This window comes from Streptomyces antimicrobicus, assembly GCF_020532625.1.
GTDB lineage: Bacteria > Actinomycetota > Actinomycetes > Streptomycetales > Streptomycetaceae > Streptomyces > Streptomyces antimicrobicus.
This window is the reverse complement of sequence record NZ_JAJAUY010000152.1, coordinates 1-14,197: the sequence shown is the minus strand read 5'-3', so window position 1 is coordinate 14,197 and position 14,197 is coordinate 1. Positions and strand designations below refer to the sequence as shown.

The 14,197-nt window shown below is 75.8% G+C and carries 12 protein-coding genes and 1 pseudogene; 4 read left to right on the top strand and 9 right to left on the bottom strand.

The window, feature by feature from the left end:
- The 7 genes and pseudogenes from LG632_RS26175 to LG632_RS26145 all read right to left on the bottom strand — a co-directional run.
- Positions 1-457, bottom strand: a pseudogene (locus LG632_RS26175) (non-ribosomal peptide synthetase); the annotation flags it as partial.
- 41 nt (positions 458-498) lie between these two features.
- On the bottom strand, positions 499-1,605 hold the full coding sequence (locus tag LG632_RS26170; RefSeq protein WP_226730013.1) for an NAD-dependent epimerase/dehydratase family protein: 1,107 nt from the start codon (positions 1,603-1,605) through the stop codon (positions 499-501).
- The gene (locus LG632_RS26165; protein WP_226730012.1) at positions 1,590-3,605 is read right to left on the bottom strand and encodes a fatty acid CoA ligase family protein; all 2,016 of its coding nucleotides are present in this window, start codon (positions 3,603-3,605) and stop codon (positions 1,590-1,592) included. The genes LG632_RS26170 and LG632_RS26165 overlap by 16 nt, the downstream gene beginning before the upstream one ends.
- A gap of 5 nt (positions 3,606-3,610) precedes the next feature.
- On the bottom strand, positions 3,611-4,567 hold the full coding sequence (locus LG632_RS26160; protein WP_226730011.1) for a beta-ketoacyl-[acyl-carrier-protein] synthase family protein: 957 nt from the start codon (positions 4,565-4,567) through the stop codon (positions 3,611-3,613).
- Positions 4,568-4,572: 5 nt separating this feature from the next.
- Positions 4,573-5,634, bottom strand: coding sequence for a 3-oxoacyl-ACP synthase III family protein (locus tag LG632_RS26155; RefSeq protein ID WP_226730010.1), 1,062 nt, complete (start codon positions 5,632-5,634; stop codon positions 4,573-4,575).
- Positions 5,635-6,022: 388 nt separating this feature from the next.
- Complete coding sequence (locus LG632_RS26150; protein ID WP_226730009.1) at positions 6,023-6,928, bottom strand: SsgA family sporulation/cell division regulator; 906 nt, start codon at positions 6,926-6,928, stop codon at positions 6,023-6,025.
- Positions 6,925-7,773, bottom strand: a complete 849-nt coding sequence (locus tag LG632_RS26145; protein WP_226730008.1) for a hypothetical protein — start codon at positions 7,771-7,773, stop codon at positions 6,925-6,927. Before LG632_RS26145 ends, LG632_RS26150 begins: the two co-directional genes overlap by 4 nt.
- Before the next feature lie 231 nt (positions 7,774-8,004).
- Between LG632_RS26145 and LG632_RS26140 the strand changes: the two genes are divergently transcribed.
- Complete coding sequence (locus tag LG632_RS26140) at positions 8,005-8,232, top strand: hypothetical protein (protein WP_226730007.1); 228 nt, start codon at positions 8,005-8,007, stop codon at positions 8,230-8,232.
- 137 nt (positions 8,233-8,369) lie between these two features.
- Complete coding sequence (locus LG632_RS26135; RefSeq protein ID WP_264202276.1) at positions 8,370-9,881, top strand: class I adenylate-forming enzyme family protein; 1,512 nt, start codon at positions 8,370-8,372, stop codon at positions 9,879-9,881.
- Here LG632_RS26135 and LG632_RS26125 read toward each other — a convergent pair.
- Entirely contained in the window at positions 9,844-10,698 is an 855-nt protein-coding gene (locus LG632_RS26125; protein ID WP_226730006.1) for an endonuclease I family protein, read from the bottom strand. The genes LG632_RS26135 and LG632_RS26125 overlap by 38 nt on opposite strands.
- A gap of 251 nt (positions 10,699-10,949) precedes the next feature.
- Here LG632_RS26125 and LG632_RS26120 point away from each other — a divergent pair, with 251 nt between their 5' ends.
- Positions 10,950-11,516, top strand: a complete 567-nt coding sequence (locus tag LG632_RS26120) for a DJ-1/PfpI family protein (RefSeq protein ID WP_226730005.1) — start codon at positions 10,950-10,952, stop codon at positions 11,514-11,516.
- Between the two features lie 14 nt (positions 11,517-11,530).
- Here the strand turns inward: LG632_RS26120 and LG632_RS26115 are convergent, their stop codons facing one another.
- Positions 11,531-12,994 (bottom strand): MFS transporter, encoded by a 1,464-nt coding sequence (locus LG632_RS26115; protein WP_226730004.1) that lies wholly within the window; start codon positions 12,992-12,994, stop codon positions 11,531-11,533.
- Between the two features lie 171 nt (positions 12,995-13,165).
- On the opposite strand from LG632_RS26115, the gene LG632_RS26110 reads away from it, so the two are divergent.
- On the top strand, positions 13,166-14,083 hold the full coding sequence (locus LG632_RS26110; RefSeq protein ID WP_226730003.1) for a LysR family transcriptional regulator: 918 nt from the start codon (positions 13,166-13,168) through the stop codon (positions 14,081-14,083).
- Positions 14,084-14,197 lie beyond the last annotated feature (114 nt).

Below are 14,197 nucleotides of genomic sequence, written 5' to 3'. Positions count from 1 at the left end.
GGCGGGCGCGGGCGGCGTGGGCGCGCAGGACGTCCTGGTCGGTGTGGCGGCCGTGCGCCGGGCGGGGGTCCTCGCCGCGCAGGGCGCGGAAGACCTCCCGCACCCACGTCAGCGCGCCGTGCCCGTCCATCACGGCGTGCGAGGCGCTGAAGACGAGGCTCGTCCGGTCCGGGTCGGCTCCCCGGACCACGACCAGTTCGCAGCCGGGCCGCTCGCCGCGCCGGGCGGGCCCGGCGGTGACCGCCGGGGCGAGCCGGACCCGCGGCGGGGGGCCTGCGGCCACCCACGTGGCGCCGTCGCGGACCAGCCGGGAGCCGGGGCAGGACCCGGCGGCCCGGGCGAGGGCCGCCTCCAGCAGCGCCCGGTCGGGCAGTCCGCGGCCCTCGACGACGATCCGCAGGGCCATGGCGCCGCGCGGGTCCCCGGCGGCGAGGTAGAGGCGTTCGGTGGGTGACACCGGCCGCCGGTACGGGCCGGCGGCAGGGGGCTGAAGGAGTGTCATCGCGGGGTGTCCCCTCGGTCGGTCCGTACGGCGCCGGTGCCGGTAGCGGTGCGGGCGGCGGGCCGAGCCGTGCGGCGCGGCTGCGGCCCGGGCATCCAGGAGGGCAGGTCGCGCAGGCCCTCGGCCCGGCTGCGCGGGGCCGCGTAGCCCAGGTCGCGGCGGGCGGCCGTGGTGTCGTACGTCGTGGAACGGGTCAGCAGCGCCATCGTGTAGCGGCTCAGCGGCGGTCCGGCCGCAGCCGGTCCCGGCCGCAGCCGCCACAGGGTCTCCACCGCGGCGGCCAGCGCCCGGCCGGCCGGCAGCGGGATCCGCGGGCCGGGCGGGGCGCAGCCCAGCAGGTCCGCGATCTGCGCGAGGAAGGCCCACAGGTCGGTGACCTCGCGGTCGGCCACGAAGTAGGCCCGCCCGCCCACGCGCCCGGCGGGCGCCGTGGCGGCCCGCAGGCAGGCGTCCACGGCGTTGTCGACGTGGCACAGCGAGACCAGCACCCGCTTGCCGCCCGACAGGTCCGGGAGCCGGCCGGCGCGCATCGCCGCCACCAGCTTCGGCAGGAAGCCGCCGTGGTCGCGCGGTCCCCAGATGCCGCGCGGGCGCAGCGCCACGGTGGTGAAGCCGGCCGTACCGGCGGCGAGCACCTCCCGTTCGGCGGCGGCCTTGGTGGCGCAGTAGTGGTTGAAGAACCGCACCGGGTACGGGGTGGCCTCGGTGATGCCGAGCCGGTCCCCGTCCGTCACGCCCATCAGGGCGCTCGGGCTGCTCACGAACACGAAGCGGTGCGCCCCGGCCGCGCGGGCGGCGGTCGTCAGCAGCCGTGTCCCGGTCACGTTGGCCTGCTCGAACTGGGCCCGGCTGCCGTGGTCGACGACCCGGGCGGCACTGTGCAGGACGGTGTCGCAGCCCTCGGCGGCGCGGTGCAGCGAGCCGGCGTCGGCCAGGTCGCCGGTGACCAGCTCGACGCCGGGCAGGGCGCGCAGCCGGGCGGTGTCGCTGCCGGGACGGACCAGGGCGCGGACGCGGTGGCCCTCGCGCAGCGCGCCGTCGACGAGGTGGCCGCCGAGGAATCCGGTGGCGCCGGTGATCAGCACGTTCACAGGGTCCGCCACCAGGTCGCGCCGTAGAGCATGGTGAGTGCGGCGGTGGCCGCCCGGCCGTGGCCGGCCGCGGCGCCGCGCGGCAGGGCCGCCGGGATCTGGACGGCGTGCCCGGCGGTGCTCAGGACGGCGTCGGCCCACCACAGCAGGCGCAGCACCGGGACGTCGGGCACGCCCACGGTGGCGGCCCAGACGGCACCGCCGACGAGGTACGCCCAGCCCGCGAGGGGGACGATCCGGGCGGCCCGTTCCCGGGAGAGCAGCGGTGCGGGCGGGGCGAGTCGGCGCTCGGCCCAGCGGGCGAGCTGCTCGCGGCCGATCTTGGCGTTGTGCCGGACGTCGACGGGGAAGCCCGGGTGGGGCAGGAACTCCTCCAGGGCGGTGGTGGGGGCGTGGGCGGCCGCCATCTGCCGCAGTTCGGCGACGAGTTGCTCCCAGTCGAGGGGCCCGTCGGCGGTCTCGACGCAGACCACCGGGCGCTGCGCGCCGACCGGGCCGACACCGACCAGGGCGCTGCGCCGGACCTGCGGGTGGGCGTTGAAGACGCCTTCGCAGCGGACGGTGTGCAGGTCCTGGTGGGCGGTGCGCACCCGCTGGGAGACCCGGCCGCAGAACCACAGCCGGCCGTCCTCGTCGAGGTGGCCGAGGTCGCCGGTGCGGTGCCAGAGCCGGGGCGGGCCGTCGGGCCGCTCCTCGTACGTCTTGTGGCGCGCGTCGGCGGTGGGTGAGCGGTGGTAGCGGGCACTGACCGATGCGCCGGAGACGGCGATCTCCCCCACCTGACCGGTGGGCAGGCCGGGGCCGGGCGCGATCCGGGCGAGGGGTCCGTCGGTGACCGGCAGGATGCGGACCCGGGTGCCGGGGACGGGCCGGCCGACGCACGTCCCGGCGCCCCGGGCACTGTCCGCCGAGGTGTCCGCGAGGAGTTCGGCGGACTCGACGGAGGTGATGGGCAGGACCTCGGTGGCTCCGTACGTGACGTGGATCCGGGCCGGGTCCGGCAGGACGGCGCGCAGCGTGGCGACGACCCCCGCGGGCACCGGGGCGCCGCCGGAAACCACGCAGCGCAGGTCGGGCAGCCGGGCGCCGGTGGCGCTCAGGTGGTCGGCGAGGTTGCGCAGCAGCGCGGGCGAGGCGAAGACGGTGGTGACCGAGAACCGCCGCAACGCGTCGACCAGCAGCACCGGATCGGCCTGCGCCACGGCGGCCGGGGCCAGCGGGGCGAGGACGAGCGTGGAGCCGTAGAGGAGGTCGAGGACGCCGTAGAACGGCAGCGTGACCAGGGAGACGTCGGCGCGGGTGCGGCCGTGGACGGCCGCGATCTGCCGGGCGATGGACAGGGCCATGCGATGGGTGTACTCGACCCCCTTGGCGGGGCCGGTGCTGCCGGTGGTGAACCCGATCATCAGCAGGTCGTCCCCGCCCACCGCGGCCGCGGTGGGGTCCGTGGGGGGCTGCGCCGGGCGACCGGCCGCGCGGCGCAGCGAGGCCAGGGTGTGGCCGCGGCCGAGCCGGCGGCGGCCGAGCGTGACGGGGGTCTTGACCTGGGCGAACGTACGCCGCCCCAGGACCCGCACCAGCTGGGCGAGCGGTGGTCCGACGAAGGCCTCGGCGCCGACGGCCCGGAAGCAGTGGAGCATGCGCCGCACGCCCATGCCGGGGTCGACGACGACGGGGACGGCGCCGGTCCGGAAGAGCGCGAAGACCAGGGCGAACAGCTCCGGTCCGGGCGGGGCCGTCAGGACGGTCCGCGTCCCCTTGGTGATGCCGGCGTGGGCGAAGCCGCGGGCGAGTTCGGCGACGTCCTGCTGCAGCTGCCCGTAGGTGACGGTGCGGTAGCGGGGCATGCCGTCGGGCTGCCGGCCGTCGGGGTGGACGACGGCGGGCTTGTCCGGGAAGAGGCGGGCGTTGTGTTCGAGGAGGTCGGCCAGTCCGGTGAGGGTGGCGGGCAGCGCGGCGGGGCCGGTGGCCGCGTCGGTGGTGGCGGTCGTGGTGGTCGTGGTGGTGTTCATGCGGGTCACCACGCCTCGGGCCGGTAGCTGACGCAGGCGGCGGTGGGGCCCGCGCCGGCGGTGACGAACAGCAGCTGGTCGTGCCGGCGGGGCTGCGGGGCGGCCAGGGCGCGCAGGTAGCCGAGGACGGGGGCGGCGGTGTGCGGCTCCCCCGCGTCGGCGGCCGCTGCGGCGCCCGCGTCGGTGCCCGCTGCGGCGCCCGCGTCGGTGCCCGCTGCGGCGGCCCTGTCGGGGCCCGCACCGGGGACCGGTGCGCCGGTGACGACGTCGGCCCCGGCCTGCGGGCCGATCACACAGGTGCGCTCCAGGTCCAGCCCGTACCGGGCGGCGTAGTCCGCGACGGCGGTGGCGGCGAGTTCGGCCCGGCGCGCCGCGTGGCCGGGCGAGCGCCGGACGGTGACGGTCGTGCGGCCCTCGCGGCCCATGGTGGCGGTGTCGAGGTACCCGTGGGTGTCGCTGGGGCCGTTGCCGCTGTAGTGCCGCACCGGTCCGAAGCCGGCGTCCGGGTCGGGGCTGCGTTCCAGCAGGAGCGCACCGGCCAGGTCGGCGTACGGGTAGTGCGGGTCGCGGCGGGCGTCGCCGCCGGGGTGCACGTCGGCGGCGGTGATCAGGAGGCGTTCGGTGCTGCCGGTCTCCAGCAGCGCCTGCCCGGCCTGGACGGCGTTCAGGACGCCGCAGGCGCCGTTCATCAGGTCGAAGGAGAACCCGGCGGCCGGCTCGGGGTCGGCGATGTAGTCCAGGTTGATGCCGATGCGCTTCTGGACGAGGGCGGCGAGGGCCGGCTCGAAGGTGTTGGACTCGCGGTAGACGCCGACGTTGACGAGGATGCCGACGGCGGACGGCGACAGCTGGGCGCGCGCGAGGCAGTCGCGGGCGGCGCGGGCCGCGAGGTCGACGGTGGAGGCCGGGGCGCCGCAGGCGGTGGGCGCGGCGGTACCGGCGGCGGTGATGACGATGCCCATGCGGATCACACCCCCACGTTCGTGACGGTGGCGGACAGGGCGCCGGTGACCACCCCGGAAGCGGCGGGGACCAGGAGGAACTTGGCGCCGCGGCGGGCGGTGCCGGCCTTGAGGTGCTCGCGCAGGGTCAGGAAGTGCGAGGTGGTGGCCGTATTGCCGAATCGTTCCACCACGGCGAGGGAGGCGGGCATCGCCGTGCCGAACTCGGCCTCGGCGGTGCGGTTGGCGTAGTCGATGAAGCGGGTGCCGACCTGGTGCTGGATGACGTAGTCGAAGGCCTCGGCGGCGAAGTCGCGGCCGTTCTTGGCCAGGAGGTCGCCGTGGAAGCGCGGCCAGAGCTTGAGGCGTTCGCGGTCGTGCATCTTCTTGTTGTCGGTGTAGAGCGCGATCCCCTGGCTGCGGTCGCTGGGCATGCCCATGCACAGGTGGGCGTACTCCGCGCAGGTCATGAGCTCGATGTAGTGGATGCGGTCGGCCGGGTCGGTGGACCGGTCGAGCACGACGGCGGCCGCGGAGTCGCCGACGGACAGCGAGGCGAACTGCGGGTCGTAGGAGTCGGTCAGTTCGCGGGCGGCCGTCTCGGCCACCTCGGTGGCCTGTTCGCCGCTGACGACCATGCCGGTACGGACGATGCCGGCGCGGATCATCCGGTCCAGGAGGTGGACGCCGGTCATCATGCCGGCGCAGGCGTTGGAGACGTCGAAGTGGATGGCGGAGCGTGCGCCCAGGGCCCGGGCCAGCTGTCCGGCGAACGAGGGCTCGAAGGTGAAGCGGCCGCCGTCGGTGAAGCGGGTGATGGAGGCCGAGACGACGACGTCGAGGTCGCCGGCCTCGTGGCGGGAGACGGCCAGGCAGTCGCGGGCGGCGGCCAGGGCCATGGCGAACGAGTCCTCCCCGGCTCCCGGTTGCGGGTCGTGGACCCGGCGCTCGGCGACACCGGTGATGCGCTCGATGTCCACGTCGCCGAGACCGGGGGTGCGTGCGGACAGTTCACGGGTGGTCTGCCGGGTGGCCGGGAGGTAGGCCCCTAAGGCCTCTATTCGGCTGGTGACGGGGGTGTTGCTCATATGTCGTTCGCCCTCCATGGCGAACCGCGCAGGGCAGGGCCCTGAACGGGAAATGGCAGAGGGGGGTCGCCTCGGGTGCGCCGATCGGACGCCGATCGCGACACCGCTGTGACGGACAGCGAAGTTACCGTAGCGTACGGACATTGCCGTCGCGCTACGGAAACCGTCAAAACGGATATCACGGGTCACATATCGGCCAGCTGCCCCACGGCTGGCATCCGGCCACCGCCGAGGACCTTCGGCCCGTCCGCCCCTGCGGCGAGCCCTCACCCCGCCCGCCTCCGGGCGCCCCACGCGCCCCTCCCCCACCACAACCCGCCGACCGCCACGGCGGACCGGACGCGCGAACTTGTCCGGAACCTACCCGTCCGAAACGGCCGCGCGCAGGTCAGTCCTTGCTGCCCGGCGACGCCGTGAGCTGGCTGAACTCCTCCTCCAGCTCCTCCAGCCTGCGCCTGAGGTGCTCCTCCTCCGCGCCGGACGCCACGATGCGCTCCGAGGCGTCCAGGAACGCCGCCACCTCACCGCTGGGCAGCGCGACCAGGGCCGTTCCTTCGGGCGGGCGCAGCTCGATGAAGGTCCGCCGGGTGTCCTGCCGCACGTCGGCGTCGTCGCTCCACACGGAGACGTCCCCCGCCCCGGCTCTCGCCCGCAGCCCCTCCGCCAGCAGCTCCCGCGCGAACACCCACGCCACTTCGTCCACGCCGCACCGGAACACCGCCTCCACCGCGTACGGGTCGCACGGACGGTACGTCAGCCGCACCGTCAGCCGCAGCAGGGCGCCCGCCGCGGGGTCCTCGTAGAGGCACGCCAGGACGTCCGCCCGGAGCACCTCGTACTCGCCGTCCCGCTCCCGCCAGCTGCGCAGTCCCCCCGGCGGCGGACGGTCGTACCGGGTCCCCCCCAGTGTGCCCGGCACGGCGAGGTGGATCAGGAACGAGCGGTGGGCGAACAGCAGCGGGACGGCCGGCCCCCGGGCCGGCTGCCACCGCGCCACCGCGCCCTCGCGCCGCGGCGCCACCTCGGCCGAAGCCGGGCGTGCGGCGGTCGCCGGAGGCACCGGCCGGTCCTCGGCCCGCCCGGTCTCCCCCGGATCCGGGCGGGCCGCGGCCTCGGCGATGCGCTGCCGGACCGGCTCGGGCGTGAGCCCGAGCACCGCCGTCACCTGGGGCGCGCCCAGGCTGGAGGCGTCCAGCAGCGCCTCGAAGTCGAGGTCCTCGTCGGCGGCCCCGGCCGGTGCCGCCGTGGCGGGCGGGACGAGGGGGTCCACGGCTTCCTCACGTCGCGGGCTCATCGTGTTGCTCCCTCCCCGGGCTCCTGCTGCCGCCCACCGTCGTCGTTCAGTCTGGTGCGTAGCCGGTGGGTGCGGCGCTCCAGCGCCTTGCGGGTCAGCCCCACGCGTTGCGCGGCTTGCGCCTGGGTGCATCCGACGGCGTACCAGCCGAGGCCCTCGCGGACCTGGGGGTCCGTCAGCCGGGGCAGCAGGCGCCGGATCTCGTCGTGCACGGCCGCGCACTGGTACGGGTCCGGTGCGCGCTGGTCGGGGATGGCGGCCATCGGGTCGCCGTCCCCGTCCTCCTCGCGGCCCGGCCGGCACAGTTCGGCCTGGCCGGTCCGGCGGTCCTCGTACCAGGTCCGGTAGACCGGGGTGAACGCCCGGATGACGGCGCCCATGTAGTACGTCGTCAGGTTCGCCCCTCCCGCCGGGTCCCACCGGCCCTCGACCAGTCCGTATCTCCGGAAGACCAGCAGTCCGTCGATGACGCTGTCCGTGGAGACCTCCAGGCGGTCGTCCTGGGACCAGTCGGCCACGATCATGTGCCGGGGCACCGGGCGGCCCGCGGCTAACGCCCGGCGGAAGATCTCGCCGCTGGCGCACCACTTGACCATGGTGGCCCAGCCGTAGCCGGTCAGGCGTTCGACGAAGCGGTCGTAGCGCGGGCCGGCGAAGCCGTCGGCGCGCAGCACCTCGACGATCCGGGCGTCGGCCAGCAGGCGCGCCGCCCGGCGCTCGGCGTCCTCGGCGTCCTCGCCGGCCCCGACGGCGGCGGCGAGGTGCGGAGCGGCCGGGTCGGCCAGCTGGGTCCTGTGCAGCGGGGGACGGACGGCGATGCCCTCGCCTTCGAGCTCAGTCGGCACATCCGCTCCCTTGCGTCACGGCGGTCTGGGCGGTTCCTGCGTATCGCCTCACGACCTTCCTCATAGGCGGGGCCGGCCGAACGTCCCCCGCTTCCGGAGCGGGTGACCGCATGTGATCCAGCTCACGGCGGGCCGGGCGGGGGGCCGGCGCGGGCGGCGGCCTACACCAACGACACACCGGGACGCGGCCCCGCCGCCTACCCTGCTCGCCCCGACCTCCAGGAGCCGACCGTGCCGCAGCCGCAGCCCCAGTCCGAGTCCCAGCCCCAGCCGTCCCCCTCCCCGTCTCCGTCCCTCCTCAGTCAGCGCTCGGCCGTCGTCCTGCTGCTCGGGGTGCTCGCCGCCGTCGCCGCGACGGCGCTGACCGTGCTCGGGGGCGCCGTCCTCGCCACCGGCCTCCTCGCCGGAGGGGGCGCCTTCGCGGCGGCCGTGCTGTTCTTCGACGCGATCATCGCCTGACGGGCGCCCCGAGCGGGGCGGGGCGCCGCCGGGCCGCAGCGGGCACGGGATTCGGCCGTCGTCCCGCCATGATGCCCGGCCCGGTCGCCGCGCGGTGTACGGTCGCGGCGAGGGTACGGAGAGGCGGTGGGCGTGGCATGGCCGCGCGGTATGTCACAGAACTGGTCGGGGCGTTCGAGCGGTACGGCGCGAAGCCCGCGATCGGCGCCGGGCCGCCGGTGCTGACCTTCTCCGAGGTGCTCGACGACGTCCACCGGCTGGCCGGTGCGCTGGCGGAGGCCGGTGTGGGCCGCGGCTCGGGCCTGGCCTGCGTGGTGGCCGGGAACCGGCCCGAGGTGCTGCTCGTGCGGATCGCCGCCCACGTGCTGGGCGCGCGGCTGACCCAGGTGGTGGGCGGCCCGTCGGCGTACGGGCTGGAGTTCCTGCTCCAGGACTGCCGCCCCGGCCTGGTCGTCCACGACATGCCGGTGCCCGACACCGGTGCGCCCCGGCTGAGCCTGGCCGAGCTGGTGGCGCGGGCCGCGGCCCGGGATCCGGTGCCGGTGCCGGTCCGGGCGCGGGAGGACGACATCGCCCGGGTGCTGTACACCAGCGGGACGACCGGGCTTCCCAAGGGGGTGGCCTCGACCTACGCGGCGCTGGCCGCCCGGTCGGTGGACCGCCCGGAGGCGGCGGGCTCCGTCTACCTCTCGGTCACCTCGCTCGCGGACCGGGCCGGCGGGCGCTGCCTGGAACACCTGCGGGCCGGCGGCCGGGTCGAGGTCCTCGAACGGTTCGACCCGCCGGAGTTCGCCGCCGCCTGCCGCCGCCTCGCGCCCGTCTCGACGTACCTGATGCCGTCGATGGTGTACCGGCTGCTGGACCACCCGGCGACGACCGACGGGATCCCCGGGCTGCGGGCGGTCTCGTACGGCGCCTCGCCGGTGGACCCCGGTCGGCTGCGCGAGGCGGTCACCCGCTGGGGCGTCACGTGGCGGCAGGGCTACGGGATGACGGAGGCCTCGGTGATCTCCCGGCTCTCCCCCGCCGACCACGAGGTCGCGCTCGCCGACCGGCCGGAGCTGCTGGCGTCGGTGGGCCGGCCGGCGGCCGGGGTGGAGGTCCAGGTCAGGGACGCCGACGGGATGCGGGTGCTGCCGCCCGGATCCACCGGGGAGGTGTGGACCAGGTCGGCGGCGATGATGTCGGGCTACTGGAACCAGCCCGCCCTGACGGCCGACGTGCTGCGCGACGGCTGGCTGCGCACCGGTGACCTCGGCCGGGTCGACGCGGCGGGGTACCTGTACCTGGTGGACCGGGTGAAGGACGTGGTGATGGTGGACGGGGACAACGTCCACTGCCTGCCGGTGGAGGCGGCGCTGTCGGGGCACCCGGCGGTGGCGCAGGCGGCCGTGGTCGGCCGGCACAGCGATCTGACCGGTGAGGAGGTCTGCGCCTTCCTGGTGCCGGCCCCCGGGTACCTGCCCGGGGACCGGCCGGCCGCGGAGGCCTGCGACCGGGTGACCAGGACGCTGGCGTCCTTCCACCGGCCGACGACCGTGTTCTGGGAGGACGCGCTGCCGCTGACCTCCCGGGGCAAGCCCGACAAGCGGCTGCTGCGGCAGTGGGCGGCTACCAGATCTGGTCGACCCACTCGGGGTGGTCGATGAACGGGTTCCGGTTGTGCTGGTAGAGGTCGTGGATGACCTGGTTGCGGCGCTGCTCGAAGGCGTCGGGCGGGTCGATCCGGTGCCACTCCTTCAGGACGCTGATCCGGCCGAAGGCGGGCGCCGAGCCGTTGTTCACCCGGTCGTTCATCTCCAGGTCGGCGAAGCCGTCGCCGCCGTCGTAGCGGACGGCCATGTACAGGAGCATCCGGGCGACGTCGCCCTTGACCGCGTCGCGGGGCTCGAAGGAGTCGGCGTCGGTGAAGCTGCCCGGTGCCTCGGCGACGGGGCTGCCGCCGCGGTCGAAGTCCTTGTTGCCGCGGGTGCTGTTGACGGTGACGTCCTCGGGGCGCAGGTGGTGCAGGTCCGTGCCCGGGCCGGTGGCGGTGCCGAAGTCGCCGTGGCTCTTGGCCCAGACGTGCTCGCGGTTCCAGTCGTCGGCGCCGCCGCCGTTGGTGGACTTGGACTGGGAGCGGCCCGAGTAGACCAGGACTACGTTGGCGGGGTTGTTCGGGTCCTGGTCGGTGACCTTGAGGGCGTTCCAGACCTGGTCGTAGGTGATCCTCGACTGGTTCTTGACGATGTCGTGCAGCGCGGCCTTGAGCGCGGGGCCGGTCTTGCCCTGGGCGGGGGCGTAGTAGTCGGCGACGGTGCCGGCCCGGGCGGCGGGCGCCGGTGCGGCGGCCGCCTGCGCCGTGGTCGCCGGTGCGGCGGCCGCCGGCCGGCCCGCGGAGGCCTGCGCGGGGACGAGGAGCAGGGCGGCGGCGGTGGCCGCCGTGAGCCCGGCCGCCCAGGGGGCGGAGCGCGAGAGTCTGGCCATGTGGGGGTTCACCTCTGATGCCCGCACCGCTCCCGCCCGGGGATGTGGCGGGATGTCAGTGGCAGAGCGAGGCTCACATTGTCATGTGCCGTACAGATGAAGGGAATGTGTCGGAAGCACGGATGTTCGGTCCGTGCACCCTGCAGGCAGGCCCTCTTGGCAGCGGCCCGCGGCCCGGGCACGGTGGCCGTCGGCCCCCGCCGCGGCGGGGCGCCGCCCCACACAGCGGACGACCCTGCAGGGAGCAGCCGATGGCAGTGCGGATCCTGATCGTGACCGGCGACGCGGCGGAGTCGCTGGAGGTCCTCTACCCCTACCAGCGCCTGCGCGAGGAGGGGTACGCGGTCCACGTCGCGGCCCCGTCGGTCAAGAAACTGCGGTTCGTGGTGCACGACTTCGAGGACGGCTTCGACACCTACACCGAGAAGCCCGGGTACACCTGGCCGGCCGACGTGGCCTTCGCCGACGTGGACCCCGGTCGGTACGCCGCCCTGGTGCTGCCGGGCGGCCGGGCCCCGGAGTACCTCCGCAACGACCCTGAGGTGCGGCGGATCCTGGCCGCCTTCACCGAGGCCGACAAGCCGGTCGCGCAGATCTGCCACGGCCCGCTGATCACCGCCGCGGCCGGCGGCCTGACGGACCGCCGGGTCACGGCGTACCCGGCCCTCGCCGTGGACATGAAGGCGGCCGGCGCGGCGTACGAGGACTGCGAGGCGGTGGTCGACGGCACCCTGGTCTCGGCCCGGGCCTGGCCGGACCACCCGGCGTGGATGCGGGAGTTCCTCGCGGTGCTGCGGAGCAAGGCGCCCCTGTCCTGAGGCCGGTCCGTCCGTCAGGCCGCCGCCGGGGTGTCCGTTCTTTCGCGGCGGCCGGGACGGTGGAGGACCGCGACCACGACCGTGGCGGCCAGGACGGTCAGGGACGCGGCGCGCAGGGCCGTGGACATGGCGGTGGTGAAGGCGGCGGTGTGGGCGGGGTCCTGGAGCGTGCCGTGGAAGTGCGAGGCCAGGATCGTGCCCACCACCGCCACCCCGAGGGCGGCGCCGACCTCCCGGGCCGCGGTGTTCAGGCCGGAGCCCAGCCCCGCCTGGCGCGGCGGGAGTTCGGCGACCACGCTCAGGGTCAGCGAGGGCGCGCACAGGCCGGTGCCGACCGAGAGCACCAGCAGGTGGACGGCGTACAGCGGGTACGGCGTGCCGGCGTCGGCCGTGGAGACCAGGAACAGCCCGGCGGCGATCACGGCCAGCCCCGCGGTGACCGGCAGCCGGGGCCCGAACCGGTCCTGCAGCCGGGCGCCGAGCCGCGGGACCAGGGCCATGCCCACGGTCAGCGGGACGATCGCGAAGCCGGTCCGCGCCGGCGAGAATCCCTTGACGTACTGCAGGTACTGGGCGTTGACGAAGAACAGGGAGAACAGGCCGAAGAACGCGGCGCCGATGCCCAGCGTCCCGGCGCGCAGCCGGCGTGAGACGAACACGCGCGGGTCGAACAGCGGCCGCGTCACGCGCAGCGCGCGCAGCACGAACACGGCCAGCAGCGCCGCGCCCACCGCGAAACTGGCCAGGACCTGCGCGGAGGTCCAGCCGTACGACGGGCCTTCGATGATGCCGCGCACGATGCCGAGCAGGGCGCCGGTGAGCAGGGCCGCGCCGAGCGGGTCGATCGCGGCCTCCCGGCGGCGCGGGATCCGCGGCACGAGCGGGACCGCGGCGAGGGCGAGCAGTCCGGCGAGGGGCACGACGGCCCAGAACAGGGCGCGCCAGTCGGCGAGTTCGGCGGCCAGTCCGCCGCCCACGTTGCCGGCGAGGCCGCCGAGTCCCGCGGCGAGCGTCCAGGTGGCCAGGGCCTGGGCGCGGCGCTCGGGGGCGCTGAGGTGGACCAGGATCGACATGGTGGCCGGCATGATCAGCGCCGCGCCCGCACCGCAGACACCGCGGCCGGCGATCAGGACCGCCGGTGAGCCGGCGAGGGCGCTCAGGGCGGCGCCGGCGGCGAACAGGGCGAGTCCGGTGAGCAGGGCGCCCTTGCGGCCGTACCGGTCGCCCAGCGCACCGGCGGGGATCAGCAGGGCGGCGAAGACGATGACGTAGGCGTCGACCGCCCACAGCAGCTGACCGGCCGTCGGGTGCAGGCTGGACGCCGCGAGTTGCGGGATGAGCAGGTTGACGGCGGCGACCATGCCCTGGGCGACCAGGACGCAGGCGCACAGGACGAGCAGGGCGGGCCGGGTGAGGCCGGTGGCCGGGGCGGCGGGCGCCTGGGGGGCGTCCGGACGCGTCGGGGCAGGGGTGGGCACGGCTCCTCCTCGGAGCGGGTGGGCGGGATGCGCCGCTCGGCGGCGCGGCAGAGGGACGCGGGGGCCGGGCCGTGCCGCGGTCGCGGTGCGGGCCGGGCGGGGCCGTCGTCGTGTCCCCCACCGTAGGGTGGGGGCCGTCCTGCTTTCCAGTGCAAGTTCTGCAAGGTATAGATGCACGTGACGCAATCGAAGCTCGACCTGAACCTGCTGGTCGCCCTCGACGTGCTGCTGGAGGAGTCGAGCGTGTCCGGCGCGGCCGCCCGGCTGCACCTGTCCGAACCGGCCATGAGCCGCACCCTCGGCCGGATCCGCAAGGCACTGGGCGACCCGGTGCTCGTGCGGGCGGGCCGCGCCATGGTGCCCACCCCGCACGCGCTGGCGCTGCGCGCGGAGGTCCGCGAGGTCGTGGAACGGGCCCGGGCGGTGTTCCTGTCGGGGGGTGAGGTGGATCTGCGGACCCTGACGCGGACGTTCACGGTCCTGGCCAACGACGCGGTCTCCGCCGCGCTGGGATCGGCGCTGTTCGGCCGCGTGTCGCGGGAGGCGCCGGGGGTGCGGCTGCGGTTCCTCTCGGAGAGCCATGTGGACCTGCCGACCCTGCGGGAGGGGGTGGCCGACCTCGAACTGGGCGTGGTGGACACCCGGGCGCCCGAGATCCGCACCGAGCACCTGCTGGACGAGCCCATGCTGGGCGTCGTACGGGCGGGGCATCCGCTCCTGCGGGAACCGGTCACGGCGGAGCGCTTCGCCGCCCAGGAGCACCTGGTCGCGTCCCGGCGGGGCCGGCTGGAGGGCCCGGTCGACGAGGCGCTGGCCCGGCTCGGGCTGAGCCGGCGGGTGGTCGGGGCGGTGGGTTCGCACCCCGCCTCGCTGTTCGTGCTGCGCGACAGCGACCTGGTGGGACTGCTCCTCCGGCAGGCCGTGCCCCTGGCGGACGCGCTGGGCCTGGTCTGCTTCACGGTCCCGCTGGACCTGCCCACGCTGCCCTTCGGCATGGCCTGGCACCCCCGGCACGACGCCGACCCGGCGCACGCGTGGCTGCGGGACTGCGCCCGCCGGCTGCTGTGCGAGCTCGGCCGGGACGTCTGACGCGGCGCCAGGGGGGCACCGGTGTCACCCGGACGGCCGCCGGGGGTCACCCGGTCGGCCGTCCCCGCGGGCCGTCGGCGGCAGGACCGTCAGGTCCGGGCGCGGCCCGCGGGT